The 18317-nt window shown below is 57.7% G+C and carries 14 protein-coding genes; 10 read left to right on the forward strand and 4 right to left on the reverse strand.

Annotated elements, in window-relative coordinates; translation table 11 throughout:
* The first annotated feature begins 181 nt into the window (after positions 1-181).
* From gyrB to CZ345_RS16830, 3 genes are all read left to right on the forward strand, one after another.
* Complete coding sequence (gene gyrB / locus CZ345_RS02420) at positions 182-2590, forward strand: DNA topoisomerase (ATP-hydrolyzing) subunit B (protein ID WP_077071597.1); 2409 nt, start codon at positions 182-184, stop codon at positions 2588-2590.
* A 106-nt stretch (positions 2591-2696) separates the two neighbouring features.
* On the forward strand, positions 2697-5135 hold the full coding sequence (gyrA, locus tag CZ345_RS02425) for a DNA gyrase subunit A (protein WP_077071598.1): 2439 nt from the start codon (positions 2697-2699) through the stop codon (positions 5133-5135).
* An 11-nt stretch (positions 5136-5146) separates the two neighbouring features.
* Positions 5147-5317, forward strand: a complete 171-nt coding sequence (locus CZ345_RS16830) for a hypothetical protein (RefSeq protein ID WP_154674795.1) — start codon at positions 5147-5149, stop codon at positions 5315-5317.
* Here CZ345_RS16830 and CZ345_RS02430 read toward each other — a convergent pair.
* The gene (locus CZ345_RS02430) at positions 5311-5664 is read right to left on the reverse strand and encodes a hypothetical protein (RefSeq protein ID WP_077071599.1); all 354 of its coding nucleotides are present in this window, start codon (positions 5662-5664) and stop codon (positions 5311-5313) included. The two genes, CZ345_RS16830 and CZ345_RS02430, sit on opposite strands and share 7 nt — an antisense overlap.
* 179 nt (positions 5665-5843) lie before the next feature.
* Here CZ345_RS02430 and CZ345_RS02435 point away from each other — a divergent pair, with 179 nt between their 5' ends.
* A complete protein-coding gene (locus CZ345_RS02435) occupies positions 5844-6197 on the forward strand; it encodes a helix-turn-helix domain-containing protein (RefSeq protein ID WP_077071600.1) in 354 nt (117 codons plus the stop codon).
* A gap of 143 nt (positions 6198-6340) precedes the next feature.
* Here CZ345_RS02435 and CZ345_RS02440 read toward each other — a convergent pair whose 3' ends face one another.
* Complete coding sequence (locus CZ345_RS02440; protein ID WP_077071601.1) at positions 6341-7687, reverse strand: chloride channel protein; 1347 nt, start codon at positions 7685-7687, stop codon at positions 6341-6343.
* Positions 7688-7843: 156 nt separating this feature from the next.
* Between CZ345_RS02440 and CZ345_RS02445 the strand changes: the two genes are divergently transcribed.
* From CZ345_RS02445 to CZ345_RS02455, 3 genes are all read left to right on the forward strand, one after another.
* Positions 7844-9211 (forward strand): sodium-dependent transporter, encoded by a 1368-nt coding sequence (locus CZ345_RS02445; protein WP_077071602.1) that lies wholly within the window; start codon positions 7844-7846, stop codon positions 9209-9211.
* A 166-nt stretch (positions 9212-9377) separates the two neighbouring features.
* Positions 9378-10742, forward strand: a complete 1365-nt coding sequence (locus CZ345_RS02450; RefSeq protein WP_077071603.1) for a sodium-dependent transporter — start codon at positions 9378-9380, stop codon at positions 10740-10742.
* Between the two features lie 135 nt (positions 10743-10877).
* Positions 10878-12245, forward strand: coding sequence for a sodium-dependent transporter (locus tag CZ345_RS02455; RefSeq protein WP_083717073.1), 1368 nt, complete (start codon positions 10878-10880; stop codon positions 12243-12245).
* A gap of 240 nt (positions 12246-12485) precedes the next feature.
* On the opposite strand, the gene CZ345_RS02460 is transcribed toward CZ345_RS02455, so the two are convergent.
* On the reverse strand, positions 12486-13973 hold the full coding sequence (locus CZ345_RS02460) for an aminoacyl-histidine dipeptidase (RefSeq protein ID WP_077071605.1): 1488 nt from the start codon (positions 13971-13973) through the stop codon (positions 12486-12488).
* A gap of 481 nt (positions 13974-14454) precedes the next feature.
* Between CZ345_RS02460 and CZ345_RS02465 the strand changes: the two genes are divergently transcribed.
* The 3 genes from CZ345_RS02465 (at position 14455) to CZ345_RS02475 (ending at position 17663) form a co-directional block, all read left to right on the forward strand.
* Positions 14455-15768: an NCS2 family permease gene (locus CZ345_RS02465; RefSeq protein WP_077071626.1), complete on the forward strand. Its 1314-nt coding sequence runs from the start codon at positions 14455-14457 to the stop codon at positions 15766-15768.
* Positions 15769-15809: 41 nt separating this feature from the next.
* Positions 15810-16589, forward strand: coding sequence for an SDR family NAD(P)-dependent oxidoreductase (locus CZ345_RS02470; protein WP_077071606.1), 780 nt, complete (start codon positions 15810-15812; stop codon positions 16587-16589).
* Between the two features lie 225 nt (positions 16590-16814).
* Positions 16815-17663: a split-Soret cytochrome c gene (locus CZ345_RS02475; RefSeq protein WP_077071607.1), complete on the forward strand. Its 849-nt coding sequence runs from the start codon at positions 16815-16817 to the stop codon at positions 17661-17663.
* A 135-nt stretch (positions 17664-17798) separates the two neighbouring features.
* On the opposite strand, the gene CZ345_RS16470 is transcribed toward CZ345_RS02475, so the two are convergent.
* Positions 17799-18200: a hypothetical protein gene (locus tag CZ345_RS16470; RefSeq protein ID WP_144277211.1), complete on the reverse strand. Its 402-nt coding sequence runs from the start codon at positions 18198-18200 to the stop codon at positions 17799-17801.
* Positions 18201-18317 lie beyond the last annotated feature (117 nt).

Raw genomic sequence — 18317 nt, forward strand, 5'->3', positions numbered from 1 at the left:
CCCGCAAAGGCCCCGTCACGGGGGCCTTGCCTTTTTGGAGGCTTCAGGAGCCTTTTTGCGCTCATAAAGGGTATGGGCCCATCCCCTGCACAGGGATTTGAAGTTTTCTGCGTTTTCGTATATACTGCATCTTCTTTACGCCCCGGGTTCTCCGGGCCAACCATATCATTCAGGAATTCCCATGAGCCAGGAAAATCTCCGGTCCGGCAAGACCGCATACGACGCTTCCGCCATTACGGTGCTGGAAGGTCTGGCGGCGGTACGCAAGCGCCCGGCCATGTATATAGGCAGCACGGACAGCCGAGGCCTTCATCACCTCGTCTACGAAGTGGTGGACAACTCCATCGACGAAGCCATGGCGGGCTTCTGCAACAAGATAGAAGTCATTCTGCACATGGACAACAGCGTCACCGTGCGCGACAACGGGCGCGGCATTCCCGTGGACATCCATCCCAAGCTCCGCATTCCCGCCGTGCAGGTGGTCATGACCAAGCTCCACGCGGGCGGCAAGTTCGACAACAACGCCTACAAGGTTTCCGGCGGTCTGCACGGCGTGGGCGTGTCCTGCGTGAACGCCCTTTCCTCCTGGCTGGAGGTGACGGTACGGCGCGACGGCAAGAGATGGCGTCAGCGTTATGAACGCGGCGTGCCGGTGACCAAGGTGGAACCTCTGGGCGATGCGGAAGGCCACGGCACCACCGTGCGCTTTCTGCCCGACGAGGAAATTTTCGAAACCACGGTGTACTCCTTTGAAATTCTCAAGAAGCGCTTTGAGGAACTGGCCTACCTCAACAAGGGCCTGACCATCATCTGCGTCGACGAGCGCACCAACGAAACGCACACCTATCACGCCGAAGGCGGTCTTGAGCAGTTCGTGAAGGATCTGAACTGCAACGAAGCCGGGCTGCACCCCATCATCAGCGGGGAAGGCGTACAGGACAACGTCACCGTGGATTTCGCGCTGCAGTACAATTCCGGCTTCAACGAAAAGACGCTCACCTTCGCCAACAACATCCGCACGCATGAAGGCGGCACGCACCTTGCCGGCTTCAAGACGGCGCTCACCCGCGCCATCAACAACTATGTGAAGAGCCAGCCCGATCTGCAGAAGAAGATGAAGGGCGACAGTCTTTCCGGCGACGATGTGCGCGAAGGTCTCACCGCCATCATCAGCGTGAAGCTTCCCCAGCCGCAGTTCGAAGGTCAGACCAAGACCAAGCTCGGCAACAGCGAAGTGGTGGGCATCGTCAACGGCATTGTCTACAACGCGCTGGATGTCTACTTCCAGGAACATCCCAAGGATATCCGCGTCATCATCGAAAAGGCTGCCGAAGCCTCCCGCGCCAGGGAGGCCGCACGCCGCGCGAGGGAACTCGTGCGGCGCAAGGGCGCTCTGTCGGACAATTCCCTGCCCGGCAAGCTGGCCGACTGCCAGAGCAAGGACCCGACGGAATGCGAGGTCTTCATCGTGGAAGGCGATTCCGCAGGCGGTTCCGCCAAGCAGGGCCGCAACCCCATGACGCAGGCCATTCTGCCGCTCCGCGGCAAGATCCTGAACGTGGAGCGCGCCAGATTCGACCGTATGCTCGCGAGCGAAGAAATCAAGAACATGATCACGGCCATGGGCGTGGGCATCGGCGAGAACATGGATTATTCCAAGCTGCGCTACCACAAGATCATCATCATGACCGACGCCGACGTGGACGGTGCGCACATCTGCACCCTCATGCTCACCTTCTTCTTCCGCTACTATCCCAAGCTCATCGAGGAAGGACACATCTACATCGCCCAGCCTCCGCTGTACGGCATCAAGAAGGGCAGCAGCACCATCAAGTTCCTGAAGGACGACAACGAACTTGACGAATTTCTGCTTCAGCGTCTTTCCGACGGCGTGTCCGTCACCACGCCGGAGGGCAAAACCTATCGCGGAAACGACCTCATTTCCCTGCTCAAGAGCATCGACGAGCTGGAAAAGGCCATGACGGAAGCGGAGAACTCCGCCATTTCCCGCGAGCTCTTCCTCGCGCTGCTGCGCTATGAAGGGGAACTGAATCCTGCCGTGGCCCAGACCGGTCTTTCCGAAGGCTTCCTTGCCTGGATGAAGGAACAGGGCTATGCCGCCGCGCTCGAGGTGGAAAAGCAGGAGGACGACGAGCGCGCCTTCCTCGTGTTCGAAAACAAGAGCGGGCACCGTACCCGTCTTGCCGTGGAATTCTTCCATGCCCGCATGTATCGTCATGCCCGTCAGGTGTGGAAGACGCTCGGTCAGTCCTGCCCTTCCTTCCCGGTGAAGCTGGCGAGTTCCGAATCCACCCGTGAGGTGAAGGACTACTTCGAGCTCAGAGAATCCGCCTATGCCGAAGCGCGCAAGGGCTTCAACATCCAGCGCTACAAAGGTCTCGGTGAAATGAACCCCGAGCAGCTGGAAATGACAACCATGAATCCCGAGAAGAGGGCGCTTCTGCAGGTGAGCATCGAAGACGCCCAGGCGGCCTCCGACACCATCGAGGAGCTCATGGGCGATCGGGCCGACCTGCGTCGCGACTTCATCATCCGCAATGCCCTTTCCATGGAAGACCTCGATATCTGACGCGGCACATCTCCCTTTTCCGGCGGTGCCTTCCCAATCCCATGCCGGAAAAGGAGAAGGGCCTCATCCGGCCTTGAAAATCAAACTGCTCTAAAGGATTCCTACAGTGGCAGAATTTAAAGTCGATATAGAAAAAGAGCTGCGCCAGTCCTATCTGGCCTATTCGCTCAGCGTCATCATAGGTCGCGCCATTCCCGATGCGCGCGACGGCCTGAAGCCGGTGCACCGCCGCATTCTCTTCGCGCAGTCGCAGATGGCCAACACCTACAACAGGCCCACCAAGAAGAGCGCCCGCGTGGTGGGCGACGTCATCGGCAAATATCACCCTCACGGCGACTCCGCGGTGTACAACGCCCTGGTGCGCATGGCGCAGGATTTCAACATGCGCGACCCGCTGGAAGACGGGCAGGGCAACTTCGGTTCCATCGACGGCGACTCCGCCGCCGCCATGCGTTATACCGAAGTGCGCATGTCGCGCCTCGCTTCGGAATTTCTGGATGATATTGAAAAGAAGACCGTGGACTTCCGTCCGAACTACGACGGTTCGGAACAGGAACCCGAGGTGCTTCCCACCAAGGTGCCGAACCTGCTCCTCAACGGCTCCTCCGGTATTGCCGTGGGCATGGCCACCAATATTCCTCCCCACAACCTCGGGGAACTGTGCGATGCGCTTCTGCGTCTCATCGACGAACCCGACTGCACGGTGGATGACCTCATCGACCTCGTGCACGGGCCGGACTTTCCCACGGCCGGTTTCGTCTACGCCGGGCAGGGCCTGCTCGACGCCTACCGCACCGGCCGCGGCGTGGTGAAGGTACGCGGCCGCGTGGAAGTGGAGGAACGCAAGAAGGGCCAGCAGTCCGTGGTCATCCGCGAGATTCCCTTCGCCCTCAACAAGTCCGTGCTGGTCACCAAGATTGCGGCGCTCGTCAACGACCGCAAGCTCGACGGCGTAACCGACCTGCGCGATCTTTCCGACAAGAAGGGCATACGCATCATTCTCGACCTGCGCCGGGGCACCATACCGGAACTCGTCATCAACGCGCTGTACAAGTACACGCCGCTGGAAACCTCCTTCGGCATCAACATGCTGGCCGTGGTGGACAACAAGCCCCAGCAGCTCAACCTGCGCACGGCGCTCACGTGCTTTCTCGATCATCGCCGTGAGGTGGTCATCCGCCGCACCCGCTTCGATCTGGAAAAGGCGCAGGCCCGCGCCCACATCGTGGAAGGTCTGCTCAAGGCTCTGGACGTCATCGATGAGATCGTGGCGCTCATCCGCGCCTCGGAAACTCCGCAGGAGGCCAAGGCCAGCCTGGTGGAGCGTTTCGGCTTCACCGAAGTTCAGGCCCAGAGCATTCTGGACATGCGCCTGCAGCGCCTCACCGGTCTGGAACGCGACAAGCTGCTGGAAGAGTTCCGCGAACTGCAGAAGCTCATCGCCTACCTCACCTCCATTCTGGAGGATTCCGAAGTGCTGCGCGGCGTGCTGCGTGAGGAAACGCAGTACATCAAGAACACCTATGCCACGCCCCGCCGTACGGAAGTGGTCATGGACGAGCTTGACGGCATCGATATCGAAGACCTCATTCCCGACGAGGATGTGGTCATCACCCTGTCGCGTCGCGGCTACATCAAGCGTACCACGCTGGGCAACTACCAGCAGCAGAAGAGAGGCGGCAAGGGCATAGCGGGCCTGCACACCTCGGAAGATGATTTCGTGCAGGAATTCCTCACCACCACCAATCATCAGTACCTGCTGCTCTTCACCAACAAGGGCCGTATGCATCAGCTCAAGGTGCATCAGGTTCCCGAGGGAAGCCGCACGGCCAAGGGGATGCATATTGCCAACCTTCTGCCCCTGGAAAAGGATGAATGGGTGGCCAACGCCCTTACCGTGCGTGAGTTTGCCGAGGAAAGCTATTTTCTCTTCACCACAAAACAGGGCATGGTCAAGCGTTCCAGCGCGTCCTTGTACGCACGCTGCCGCAAGAGCGGCATGATAGCGCTGGGCCTGAAGGAAGGGGACGAACTCATCGCCGTCCGCGAGGTGACGGATTCCGATCATGTGGTGCTGGCCACGGCGCACGGCATGGCCATACGCTTCGCCATGCCCGACGTGCGTCCCATGGGCAGAAGCGCCTCGGGCGTGAAGGGCATTGGACTTCGCCGCGGCGACGAGGTGGTCGCCTGCGTCACCGTGAAGGACGGCGACAGCTCCACCATGATCATGACGGTGTCTGCCCTGGGCTACGGCAAGCGCACCAAGATAGATCTCTACCGTATGCAGAGCCGCGGCGGCATAGGACTCATCAACTTCAAGGTGTCGCCCAAGACCGGTTCCGTCATCGGCGCCATGCCCGTATCCGATACGGATTCGCTCATCCTGCTCACCTCCACGAACAAGATCATCCGCCTCAGTGTGGATGAGGTCCGTTCCGTGGGCCGCGCCACCATGGGCGTGCGTCTCGTGCGTCTGGACGACGGCGCGAACGTGGTCGGTTTCGATACCGTGGCCGACAACGGAGAAAACACGGAAGAGTAAGAAACACGCCCATGAGGGGAGAAAGAGCCTTCAGCTCCTTTCTTTCTTCAAAAAATATGCTGAAAAAAAACGCCGGCCCGGAAGCCGGCGTTTTTTTTGCCGCTTTCCCGGAAAACGGTTCAGCCGCAGCGGAAAGGAAGGCACGTGCGAAGGAGAACGGAAATATAAAAAATATTCAATGATATATTGACATTATGTTATTATTTCCTATGTATTCACAGCGATGTCGGCGGAGATTTTCCTTCCTCAGCATATACAGGACGAGAAGAAGCTCGTTTGTTTTTTCCTCCATATCATTTCTTTTTTTCTGAAGCTCGAACAGCTTCTCCATCATTTCCGCAGCACGCTGATCATCGTCAGTAAAAAATAACGCATTCTCCATATTTCTCATTTCTTCATGGAGTACGGAAAGTGTACTCTTATAAGATTCATACGTCTTTTTTGCATTATTTTCTGCTTCTGAAGCATTTTTACAGGTGTTGGCGATTTCCCGGCAACAGGCCCAATAGGGAGCGATCACAGGGGTCATTTTTTTATCTCCTGTAAAGAAAAGTATGAAAAAGGAAGGATTCACGCATATTGTTTCATTCCGCAGAAACTGTGCGTCGCATCTCATCATGAAACGACACAACATGTCTAGTATGGATATAATAAGCTGTTAAAAAAAGAGATTTTTTCTTTTAGCTATCTCTAGTCGGAGAAAAGATCATGAAAGAGACAAAAGACAGAGCGCTGGCCGTTCTTCTGGGAGCGAACATCGCGGCCGGAAGGAGGGCCCGGGGTATGGCCCAGTCCGTTCTGGCGGACAGGCTGGGCATAACTTCCGACTCTCTTTCCCGCATAGAACGTGGAAGCGTGGTTCCCCGGCTGCACAGGATTCAGGAGATAGCGGATCTTCTTGAGTGTACGGTTTCCGATCTTTTCAAGATGCCCGGAGAGCAGCCCTTTCCGAAAAGCGATGAACACACGCCGCCTTCGGATATGCTTTCCGAGATACGATGTCTGGCGGACCGTATCGCGCTTCTGACCAGAATGATGGAATCTTCGGAAAGAAAAGAATAGGATTTCCGGTATAGGCGCAGAACAACGGCCCGTTTTCTCATGAAGAAACGGGCCGTTGTTCTGTGATGTGCCGGAAAGGACGGATTTTGGGAAAAGCCGTCCGTTGCAGGCGGCATAAGGGAAGCAGAAGGGGCGCTCCTTCTTCAGGGGCGTTTGGCAGATGTTTCCTGTTTTTTTCTTGAAATCACTATGGCGGCGCGCAGAGAATCGTACACCGGCGGACAGCAGAGGGCGTTTGCCGTCCATGCGGCGATGAAGGCGACGACAATGGCTCCGGGCAGGCAGGAAAGAGAACCGGACATTTCCGTCACCAGGGCTATGCCCGTGAGAGGTGCGCGCACCATGGAAACGAAGAACCCCGCCATACCGTAGATGATGAAGCTCTGCCAGGCGCTTTCACCGATGATTCCCGCATAGAGCAGCGCCTGCCCGCACAGAGCGCCGAGGAGCGCCCCTATGCAGAGCATGGGCATGAGTATGCCGCCGGGCACGTTGCCGGTATAGCTCAGCAGGGAAAAGGCTGTTTTCAGGCAGGCGAGCAGAAGAAGGGTACGCAGCACCGCCGAAGGCTCTCCGGCAAAACGGATGAGACTGCCCGCCAGATCTTCCCCGCCGCCCAGCACGGCCGGGCAGACGAAGGCCAGCGCAAAGGCGATCAGCATGGGGGGCAGAATGCGCCAGTTCTGGGAAAGGGGCGTATGCGCGGCCTCGAAATTCTTCGTACCGAGCAGCGCCTTGTTGTACAGTACGCCCGCCGCCCCCATGAGAACGCCCATGACGGGGAGCAGCCAGAGCTCGGCAAGCCCGGGGGCCTGCATGTCGGCAAAGGGGAAGACAAGGCCGAAACCGAAGAGAAAGCGGGTCACCATTTCCGCGGAAGCCACGGCGCAGCCTACGGCGATGAAGCCGCCCCAGGTGAAGCGGCTCTTCATTTCCTCAAAGACGAAGAGCAGCCCGGCCACGGGGGAACCGAAGGCCGCGGTCATGCCCGCAGCCGCCCCGGCGGCGATGTGGATGTGACCGGAGAACCAGAATCTGTCCCACAGCCCGGTGAGAAGCGCGGCCGTGGCCGCGCCCATCTGTATGCAGGGGCCTTCCCTGCCGAGAGAGAGGCCTCCCAGCGTGGAAACCAGGCAGCCGACGAATTTTGCAGGCAGTATCCTGAGCCATTCTCCGCGCGTGATATGGAGCCTGCCCCGCACAATGAGTTCCGTCTGCGGAATACCGCTGCCGGAAATGAGCGGCACCTTGCGTACAAGGAAGCCCAGAAAGCGCGCGGCGGCGATGAGCATGAGCAGCCAGAGCGGAGCGATCCACCAGTGTTCCCGGAAGGAGCCGAGCCACGACGCGATGAGGGGGGCTGCCTTGTCGCGGGACAGACGGAAGAGGCAGATGACGAAGGCGCAGGCTGCGCCCGTAAGTATTCCTTCCAGCGCAAGCAGGCCCCGGTTGGCCCAGCGCGTCCAGCGTTTGTGATGTCTGTCGTCCATGCTTGTTCCTGCGGGAAATGGTATGTGCTCCAAGGTGTAGTACAGGCCTTTCCCCGGCGCAAGTGTGTTTCAAAAGGAACAAGAGAAGCTTTTGTTGTTGCCGTTTCAGGTGTTTTTTGCCTATATCTAGGGAAATCATCTGCAGGAGAAGGACCTATGTTTCAAAGAGAGCAGCTTGCCAGTCGTCTGGGCTTCGTGCTTCTTTCCGCCGGCTGCGCCATCGGGCTCGGCAATGTGTGGCGTTTTCCTTACATCACCGGCAAATACGGTGGTGCGGTGTTTCTCGTCGTCTACCTTCTTTTCCTGCTCTTTGTGGGGCTTCCCGTACTGATTATGGAGTTCTCCGTGGGCCGCGCTTCGCGCCGCAACATGGCCCACGCGCTGGAAAAGCTGGAACCGAAGGGTACCTGGTGGCACAAGTTCGGCATCATGAGTCCCATCGGCAACTATATACTCATGATGTTCTATATTCCCATTGCGGGATGGATGCTCTGCTACTGCTGGTTCATGCTGAACGGCACGCTGGCCGTGCCCACGGAACAGGTGCCCGCGGTATTCGGCGGTATGCTGGGCAATCCCTGGCTCATGCTGTTCTGGTCGGTGGTGGTTTCCGCCTCCTGCTTCGCCATCTGCGCCATGGGCCTGCAGAAGGGCGTGGAGCGCGTGGTCAAGATCATGATGCTGGGGCTGCTCATCATCATGGTGGGGCTTGCCGCACATTCCTGCTTCCTTGAAGGCGGAAGCCGCGGCATGGAATTCTACCTCAAGCCCGACTTCGGGCGCGCCATGGATGCCGGATTCATGGCCCTCGTCAACGACGCCATGAATCAGGCCTTCTTCACTCTGAGCGTGGGCATGGGCAGCATGTGCATTTTCGGCAGCTACCTTAAAAAGGATCGTTCCCTCACTCAGGAATCCGTCATCATCGTCGCGCTGGATACCTTTGTGGCCCTTACCGCGGGTCTCATCATTTTTCCGGCATGTTTCGCCTTCAACGTCACTCCCGACGCAGGTCCCGGCCTCATCTTCGTCACGCTTCCCAACATCTTCAACAACATGGCCATGGGCCGCCTGTGGGGTTTTCTGTTCTTCGTGTTCATGAGCGCGGCCGCGCTCACCACCGTCATCGCCGTGCTGGAGAACATCATCGCCTTCTTCATGGACGGCTACGGCTGGTCGCGCAGAAAGGCCACCGTCATCAATTTCGTGGCGCTTACCCTGCTTACGCTTCCCTGTATTCTCGGCTTCAACGTATGGTCGGGTTTTGAACCCTTCGGCAAGGGCAGCTGCGTGCTGGATCTTGAAGACTTCATCATCAGCAACAACATTCTGCCCCTCGGTTCCTTCCTGTTCATGCTCTTCTGCTGTCACCGCTACGGCTGGGGCTGGGACGGCTTCGTGACCGAGGCCGACGAAGGCAAGGGTATGAAGTTCCCCAGGTTCCTGCGTTTCTATCTTACCTGGATACTGCCCGTGGTCTTCCTCTTCATCTTTGCCCAGGGATATATTCAGAAGTTCTTCTAAACATTGCCGCCGGGGGCCTGCCCCGGCGTATGAAATCCGTCCTCTCAGGTCTGAGAACAGCCTGAAAAAGAGTATCCGGCTGCCGAAAAGGGGGATTTCCGGTTGCCGTTCTGCAAGGTTTCATCATATACGAGAAAAAATATTCCCGCCAAGGAGAAATAAGGGTATGGCTCAACGTGAACAGCTCGCCAGTCGACTGGGATTTCTGTTCCTTTCCGCTGGCTGTGCCATCGGGCTCGGCAATGTATGGCGTTTTCCTTTTATTACAGGTAAATATGGTGGTGCGGTCTTTCTTGTCGCCTACCTTGTGTTCCTTCTCGGCATGGGGCTTCCCATCCTTATCATGGAATTTTCCGTGGGCCGTGCCTCGCGGCGCAATATGTCCCGCGCCTTCCAGGAGCTGACGCCCGGTTCCCGATGGAAGTATTTCGGCTGCTTCAGCATCATAGGCTCCTACGCCCTCATGATGTTCTACATCCCCGTGGCCGGATGGATGATGTACTACTGCTGGGTCACGGCCACGGGCGGGCTGTCCCTTCCGGTGGATCAGGTTCCCGGTGTGTTCACCGGCCTTCTCGCCAGCCCCGGCACCATGCTTTTCTGGACGCTGGTGGCTTCTCTCGGCTGCTTCGGCGTCTGCGCCATGGGGCTGCAGAAGGGCGTGGAACGCGTGGTCAAGTTCATGATGGGCGGCCTTCTGCTCATCGTCATCGGGCTTGCCGCGCACTCCATCACCCTGCCCGGAAGCTTTGAGGGAGTGGCCTTCTATCTTGTGCCCGATCTGCAGCGCGCCATGGATGCGGGCATCATGTCGCTCATCAACGACGCCATGAATCAGGCCTTCTTCACCCTGAGCATCGGCATCGGCGCCATGTGCATTTTCGGCAGCTATCTCAACAGAGAGAACTCTCTGACCAAGGAATCGGTGTTCATCGTTTCTCTGGATACCTTCGTCGCCTTCATGTCGGGCCTCATCATCTTCCCGGCCTGTTTCGCCTTCGGCGTGCAGCCCGACGCAGGCCCCGGTCTCATTTTCATCACGCTCCCCAATATCTTCAACAACATGGCTCTGGGCCGCTTCTGGGGCACGCTCTTCTTCGTGTTCATGAGCGCGGCCGCGCTCACCACCGTCATCGCCGTGCTGGAAAACATCATTTCCCACTTCATGGACACTTACGAATGGTCCAGACAGAAGGCCGTGAAGGTGAACTGCGTGGTTCTTACCCTCTGCACGCTTCCCTGCATCCTGGGATTCAACCTGTGGTCGGACTTCCAGCCTCTGGGCGCGGGTTCCACCATCATGGATCTTGAGGACTTCATCATCAGCAACAACCTGCTGCCCATAGGCTCGCTCATCTTCTGCCTGTTCTGCTGCCAGCGCTACGGATGGGGCTGGGACAAGTTCATTGCCGAGGCCGATGCTGGCGCGGGCCTGAAGTTCCCCAGGTTCCTGCGCTTCTATCTGACCTGGATACTGCCTGTGGTGCTTCTGGTTATTTTTGTGGAAGGCTACATTCAGAAATTCTTCTAGCAGGAAGGGGCCTGTTCTTCTGCGGAACAGGCCCCTTCGCCGCCCGGCCGTCACACGGCCCTGCGGATGTTTTTCCCCCTCGCGTCCGGCGCCGCAAACCGTGCGTCGGGCATTTTTTGTATTTCGGAGTGAATCATGCAACGAGAAAAGATGGCCAGCCGTATCGGTTTTCTGTTCGTTTCCGCAGGATGCGCCATTGGGCTCGGCAATGTCTGGAGATTTCCCTACATCACGGGGAAATACGGCGGGGCCGTCTTTGTGGCGGCCTACCTGTTCTTTCTGTTCATGCTGGCGCTGCCTCTGCTCATCATGGAATTTTCCGTGGGCCGCGCTTCGCAGCAGAATCTCGGCAACGCCCTGCGTGTGCTGGAACCCGAGGGCACTTCCTGGCACCGCATGGGCTGGATCAGCATGGTGGGCAGTTATCTGCTCATGATGTTCTATATCCCCGTGGCGGGCTGGATGCTCTTTTATGTATGGAGAACAGCCGCAGGCTCTCTTGAGCTGCCTCCCGATCAGATGCCCGCCGCCTTCGGCTCCATGCTGGCCGATCCTGCGGGCATGACCTTCTGGGCCTTTCTCACGTCCATCCTCTGTTTTCTGGTGTGCAGCTTCGGGCTTCGCCGGGGCATAGAACGCGTGGTCAAAATCATGATGACGGGCCTTCTCGTCATCATGCTGGGACTTGCGCTGCGCGCCGTCACCCTGCCGGGAGCTCTGGACGGCCTTGCCTTCTACCTTGCCCCCGACTGGGAACGTGCGGTGAATGCCGGTATCTGGAGCCTTTTGAACGATGCCATGAATCAGGCCTTCTTCACCCTCGGGCTCGGCATAGGTTCCATGTGCATCTTCGGCAGTTACCTCGGGCGGGAATACACCATCACGCAGGAATCCCTCTGCATCGTCGGACTCGACACCTTCGTGGCCATGATGTCGGGCTTCATCATCTTTCCGGCCTGCTTTGCCTTCGGGGTGGAACCGGATTCCGGACCGGGACTTATTTTCATTACGCTTCCCAACGTGTTCAACTCCATGCCGGGGGGCCGCTTCTGGGGGACGCTTTTCTTCGTGTTCATGAGCGCGGCCGCGCTCACCACCGTGATCACCGTCATCGAGAACATCATTTCCTACAGCATGGACGTGTGGAAGTGGTCGCGCAGAAAGTCCACGCTGGTCAACGGCGTAGCGCTTACCCTGCTCACGCTTCCCTGCGTGCTGGGCTTCAACGTGCTTTCCTTCGTGCAGCCTCTCGGAGCGGGCAGCACGCTCATGGATCTTGAAGACTTCATTCTCAGCAACAACCTGCTTTCGGTGGGGGCCGTCACCTTCATGCTGTTCTGCTGTCATAAGTTCGGCTGGGGCTGGGACAATTTCATGGCGGAAACGGATGCGGGCCGCGGCGTCAAATTCCCCCGGGCGTTGCGTTTCTATCTTACCTGGATTCTGCCTCTGGTTGTGGCCCTCGTCTTCGTGCAGGGCTATATTCAGAAGTTCTTCTCCTGAATGCCTTTTTCTGCGTTGCGGGCGGATGTCCTCCTTCGGGCGGGCATCCGCTTTTTGGGTCCGGTTCCGTGTCCGTTCTTTTGAGGAAGGAGCGTTTTTCCGGGAAGAATTTTGGAACGGCCCGAAGTGCTGCTTGTCTCTGCATTCGGGGATATGGCTTTGGAGGTGGAAAAAGGCCGCGCCGGAACTTGTTCCGGCGCGGCCTTTTTTTGTGTTCGATATGCCCTTATCAGCCGGGCGTTACTTCATTTCGCCGATGCGGCGGAGCACTTCCGTAAGAAGCGTCCAGGCCCTTTCCGCCGAGGCAAGATGGAGGGTTTCCTTGGTGGAATGCGCTCCGGTCACCGTCGGGCCGAAGGAAATGAAGTCCACCTTGCGGCCGAGTTTCTGGAACTTGTCGGCAAAGAGCCCGCATTCCAGTCCGGCGTGGATGCCTTCCACTTTGGCCTTTTTCTGGAAGAGTTCTTCATAGGTCTTCGTGAAGACGGCCTCGAGACGGGATGCGGGGTTGTATTCCCAGGCGGGATAATCGCCCGAATGTTCGACGCTCCCGCCGACCAGCGCGCCGAGAATATCGATTCTGCGGCACAGATCGTCTTTTCTGCTGGCAACGGAACTTCTGGTCTGGCACTGGAAGACGATGTTTTCTCCTTCCATGCGGATCACGGCAAAGTTGTTGGAGCTTTCCACAAGGTTCTGCGTCGTGATGTTCTTGTCCATGGAGGCTATGCCGTCAGGCACGAGCAGCGCTGCGGAAAGAACGCGTTTTTCGCTCTCCGGCGTAAGAACGCGCGTTTCTTCCACCTTGTCCATGCTGATGACAAGGCCTGCGCCGTCGGAGCCGCGAAGCTCATGACGGAATATTTCTTCCCAGCGCTTCACTTCCTTCAGAACGGCCTCATCCTCCGCCTTGATGAACAGCACGGCCGAGCTTTCCTTGGGAATGGCGTTCGCCGCCGTGCCCCCCTGCAGGGCGGCAAGACGGCAGGGGAAGGTGCGTCCGAGTCCGTCCAGCAGACGGGCCAGCAGTCTGTTGCTGTTGCCCCGTTCACGGATGATTTCCAGCCCGGAATGTCCGCCTGCGAGTCCGCCGAGCGTGATGCGCCGGGAAGACCAGCCTTCGCCTGTGCAAACGGTGGAAGCATCCTGAAATTCCACGGGAATGTTCATTCTGCTTCTTCTGCCTCCGGCGCAGCTGACGCAGAAAATGCCTTCTTCTTCCGAATCCATGTTGAGGAACAGGGAGGCGTCGAGAGAGGATACGTCGAAGGCTGTGGCTCCGCCCATGCCCACTTCCTCGTCAACGGTGACTACTGCTTCCAGCGGGGGATGCGGCAGATCGGAGGAATCGAGCACGGCCAGCATGTAGGCAAGGGCAATGCCGTTGTCCGCGCCGAGGGTGGTGCCTTCGGCATAAAGGCGGTCGCCGTCGGTCATGAGCTTCAGCGGATCGTGGGCGAAATCGAATGCCAGGCCCTCATCCTTCACGCACACCATGTCCATGTGCCCCTGAAGAATGACGGCGGGGGCCTGCTCCATGCCCGGCGTGCCGGGCTTTTTGATGACGACGTTGCCTGCGGCGTCCTGAGCGGCGGAGAGGCCGCGTTCCTTTGCGAAGCGGACGAGAAAATCGCTGAGCTGTTTTTCATTCCCGGATTCATGGGGAATACCGCTCAGTACGGCAAACCATTTAAGATATTCCTTATCGGGAGAAAAGGCGCTGCTCACGGCGTAACTCCTGTACTTTGAGCGTTTTTCAAACTCCGGCGGTGCGCTCATGCCCGGCCGGAGCGGAGATGACGGCGGAATGCTCCGCAGCCTGCGCACGCATGGTACATGGGAAAGGCCTTATGGTACAGTCCCGTATGCTCCCGGCCGCGCAACCCCCGGCTTTTTATGTTGGTTTATGAAAAAGTTCATGGTAATTTTCCGTGGAAAGCCGCATTACGGCCTCATCGTGCCGTGTGGTGCGGAGCTTTTGCATGAAACGGAAGGCGATGTGTTGCGTGAGTTTCCGTTGTCCGGGGCAGACGCTCTTTTCGGGGAAGGTATGTTTCCGGGAGAAAGTTCCCGGAAGATGAAGGGATGCGGAGGAGTCGGAAAAGCGCGCATCCTGCGGATGAAATGCCGTCGTTTCTGCCGCGGGAAACCGCGTTTTGTTTTTTATGCGGAGAAGAAGGGTAATTATGAGACCATACGGGGGTTGCACATGGCAGGCATGATCGACAGCATGTTCAAACTTAAGGAGCACGGAACCAGTCTGAAAATAGAGTCCGTGGCGGGGATGACCACTTTTGTGACCATGGCCTACATCATTTTCGTCAACCCCGCCATGCTTGCGGATGCCGGAATGCCCCGCGAGGCGGCCTTTGCCGCCACGGTATGGGGCGCAGCCCTGACCACGCTGTTCATGGGGCTGTGGGCGAATCTGCCCATAGCGCTGGCTCCGGGCATGGGCATCAACGCCTTTTTCGCCTATACCGTGGTTCTGGGCATGGGCCTGCCGTGGCAGACGGCCCTGGGCGCAGTGTTCATTTCCGGCGTGGTCTTTTTCGTGCTTTCCGTGACGAATCTGCGTGAAAAGATCATCCGGGCCGTCCCGCTCAATCTCAAGCTGTCCATTACCGTGGGCATAGGTCTGTTCATCGCCTTCATTGGTCTGAAAAGCGCGGGCGTGGTGGTGGATGATCCGGTCACCTTCGTCGCCATGGGCAACCTGAAACATCCCGCCACGCTTCTTTCCCTGGTCGGCCTGCTGGTCATCGCCGTTCTTGAGGCGAAAGGCGTGCGCGGTTCCATACTGCTCGGTATGGCTGTTACCACGGTGGTGGGCATGATTGCGGGCGTGGGGCCTGTGCCGCACGGCATACACGACGTTCTGAGCCTGAACGTTCCCAGTTTCATGCCTACGTTTTTGCAGCTCGACATCATGGCGGCTCTGGAATACGGCCTCTTCACCGTACTTTTTACCATGACCATGGTGGATCTGTTCGACAGCATGGGCACCATCATCGGCCTTTCACGCAAGGCCGGACTGATGAAGGATGACGGAAGCATCGAAGGGCTGGACAAGGCTCTCGTGGCCGACTCCTGCGGCACCATGCTTTCCGGTCTTCTGGGAACGCCCGCCGTGACAAGCTATCTGGAAAGTTCCACAGGTATTGCCGAGGGCGGCCGCACCGGCCTTACCTCCGTTGTCGTAGGGGGGCTTTTCCTCGTCAGTCTTATTTTCGCCCCGCTTGTCGGCTTTGTTCAGAGCTATGCCACGGCTCCGGCCCTCATCGTGGTCGGCTCCCTCATGATACAGGAAACCCGGAACATTGATTTCAGCGAAATGGCCGACGCTATGCCCGCTTTTCTCACCATCATCACCATGCCGCTCACGAGCAGCATCGCCACTGGCTTCGGTATGGGCTTCATCAGCTATGTGCTCATCAGGCTCTGCACCGGCAGGGCGAAGGAAGTGAGTCTCGTCATGTGGGTGGTTTCGGTCTGCTTCGTCGTCAATTTCGCGCTGCGCTGATACCGGAACGCCGGTTTTTTTGCGGAAACAAGGAGAAGAGCATGGATCTGGGACTTCGCGACAAGGTGGTGGTCATTACGGGCGGTACGGCCGGTATAGGCAAATCCTGCGTGGACGCTTTTCTGGAAGAAGGCTGCCGTGTCGTTGTGTGCGGCCGATCCGCCGCCAGGCTGGAAGCCTTTCGTGCGGAATATGAGGGGAGGCCCGTACTGGCCGTCGGCGGAAACGTCACGTCTGCTGAAGATATGGAAAAGCTGGCGGATGCCGCAGTGGAACGCTTCGGACGTATCGACGTATGGGTGAACAACGCGGGTATTTACCCCAAGGGCAACCTGGAAGATATGCCTCTCGATGCCTGGCGGGAAACTTTTGCCGTCAATGTGGACGGCGTGCTTTACGGTTCCCGTGCCGCTATTCCCCACTTGCGGAAGGCGGGGGGCGGCGTCATCGTCAACGCTTCTTCCTATGCCGCCATCATGCCTACGGGCGGGCGCGGAGCCTACGGCATCACCAAGGCGGCGGTAAGTCACATGACCAAGGTCATGGCGGCGGAACTTGCTCCCGACAATATCCGTGTGGTGGCCTACATGCCCGGATTTGTGCTCACCGGCATCAACGCCGCCGTGCTCGGCGAGTATGATGACGGCGCCGTGAAGCGGCAGGCCGTGCAGAACCGCTACGGGCGCACGGAAGAGATTGCCCGCCTTGTGGTTTTCCTGTCTTCCGATGCGGCAAGTTTCATTACTGGCTGCGGAGTGGAGGCAAGCGGCGGCAAGTACTGCGTGCAGAATCCCTTCGCCGCCTGGGAAAACGTAAGGTAGAGGAACGGCCGGATTTTTTTGCCTTATTGCAGTGTTGTGTGCGGAAAGCCTGCCTGCGGAGATTTTCTGTCTTTGCAGAGAACCGGCTTTGGGCGGCGTGAATGCGCCGAAGGATATTTTTTGTCTTTGATTGACATAATGTTCCATTAATCACATAGTACGTGCGTGTACCTTTCCCCAGACAGGCAAGGTATAAGTATGTCATTTTCTACCTCGGAGAAGAGTATGGATTACAGCAGAAGAGCCATGCTGGGCGCCATGGGCGGTCTGGTTGTCGGCGGTTCCCTGGCCGCCATGTCTGGCAATGTTATCGCGGCGCCTGCCGCCCCGGCCATGTCCGCCGGCAAGGACGGGCACTTCGGTCAGATGGGCGGGGAATTCGGCTGGACCCCGAAGAAGATCGACGACATCGCGGCCGCAAGCGCCGTGGCCTACAAGGGATACTGGTACAAAGGATACGGCTGCGGTTACGGCGTGTTCTACAGCATCGTCGGCACCATGGCCGAAAAGTACGGCGCTCCTTATAACTGCTTCCCCTTCACCATGATGGAAGGCTTCAAGGGCGGCATGTCCGACTGGGGCACCATCTGCGGCGCTCTGGCCGGTGCGGCCATGGCCTTTGCCGTGTTCTATCCCCGTAGTGAAGCGACCCCCATGGTGAACGAACTGTTCCGCTGGTATGAACAGACTGCCTTCCCCATTTACAATCCCGGCGACGCTGCCCAGGGCGTGAAGGGCGACCTTCCCACCAGCGTGGCCCATTCCGTGCTCTGCCATGTTTCCGTGTCCCGCTGGTCCTATGCTACGAAACTTGCGGCCAACAGCACGGAACGCAGCGAACGCTGCGGCCGCATCACTGCCGACGTGAGCCGCAAGGCCATCGAAATTCTGAACGCCAAGATCGAAGCCGGTAAGGACTGGAAGGGCGTTCTCGGCAAGCAGGAATCCGTGACCGGCTGCACCACCTGCCATGGCAAGGGCAAGATGTCCGATATCCAGAAGGGTAATATGGACTGCACTCCCTGCCACAGCGGCTCCGAAGCCATGACCGACAAGTTCCACAACCATCCGTAAGAGACTTTTGCCCGTGACGTATGTCTGGCGGGGATGCGTTTCTTTTCGGAGCGTTGTTCCGGTATGGCGCGGAACAGAGATATGCCGCTCCTGTAAAAACAGGAATATGAAGGTTCCGGGCATGAACCGGCTCTGTCATTGCGTTGCCGTCATGCGGTCATAAGAAAAAACATATCGCCGGCGAGAAGAACCGTTCTTCTCGCCGGCGATTTTTTTTCGCCGGACTTTTTTCCTCTCTGAAAGGCGGAAAAGGGGCTTGAAAGCCGAGATCGGCACGAAAGGGAAAATAAAATATTTTATCGATAAATTAAATTTTATCAAATAGTTATAAATATAACCAGAAAATTCTTTCAAAAAATACAAAAAAAGTGTTTGACAGGACGGGGTGAAACGGGCATAACTCAAAAACGCGCTGAGGCACAGCGGCTCAAACGAGTCCACGCCGAAGGCGCTTCGCTGGAAAGAAACTTTGAAAAAAGTTGTTGACAGCGGAAACGAAAAGTTGCATAAAGCAACCCCGCCGCGAATGAGCGGCACGGTTCTTTGACAAGTGAAGAGCGAGTTGGGAAATAGAGCTTTGAGTTCGATTTGAGAACTTTGGTTCTCTGAATCAAATACTTTTCAACTGGAGAGTTTGATTCTGGCTCAGATTGA

The sequence above is a fragment of the Mailhella massiliensis genome, assembly GCF_900155525.1.
Classification (GTDB): Bacteria; Desulfobacterota; Desulfovibrionia; order Desulfovibrionales; family Desulfovibrionaceae; genus Mailhella; species Mailhella massiliensis.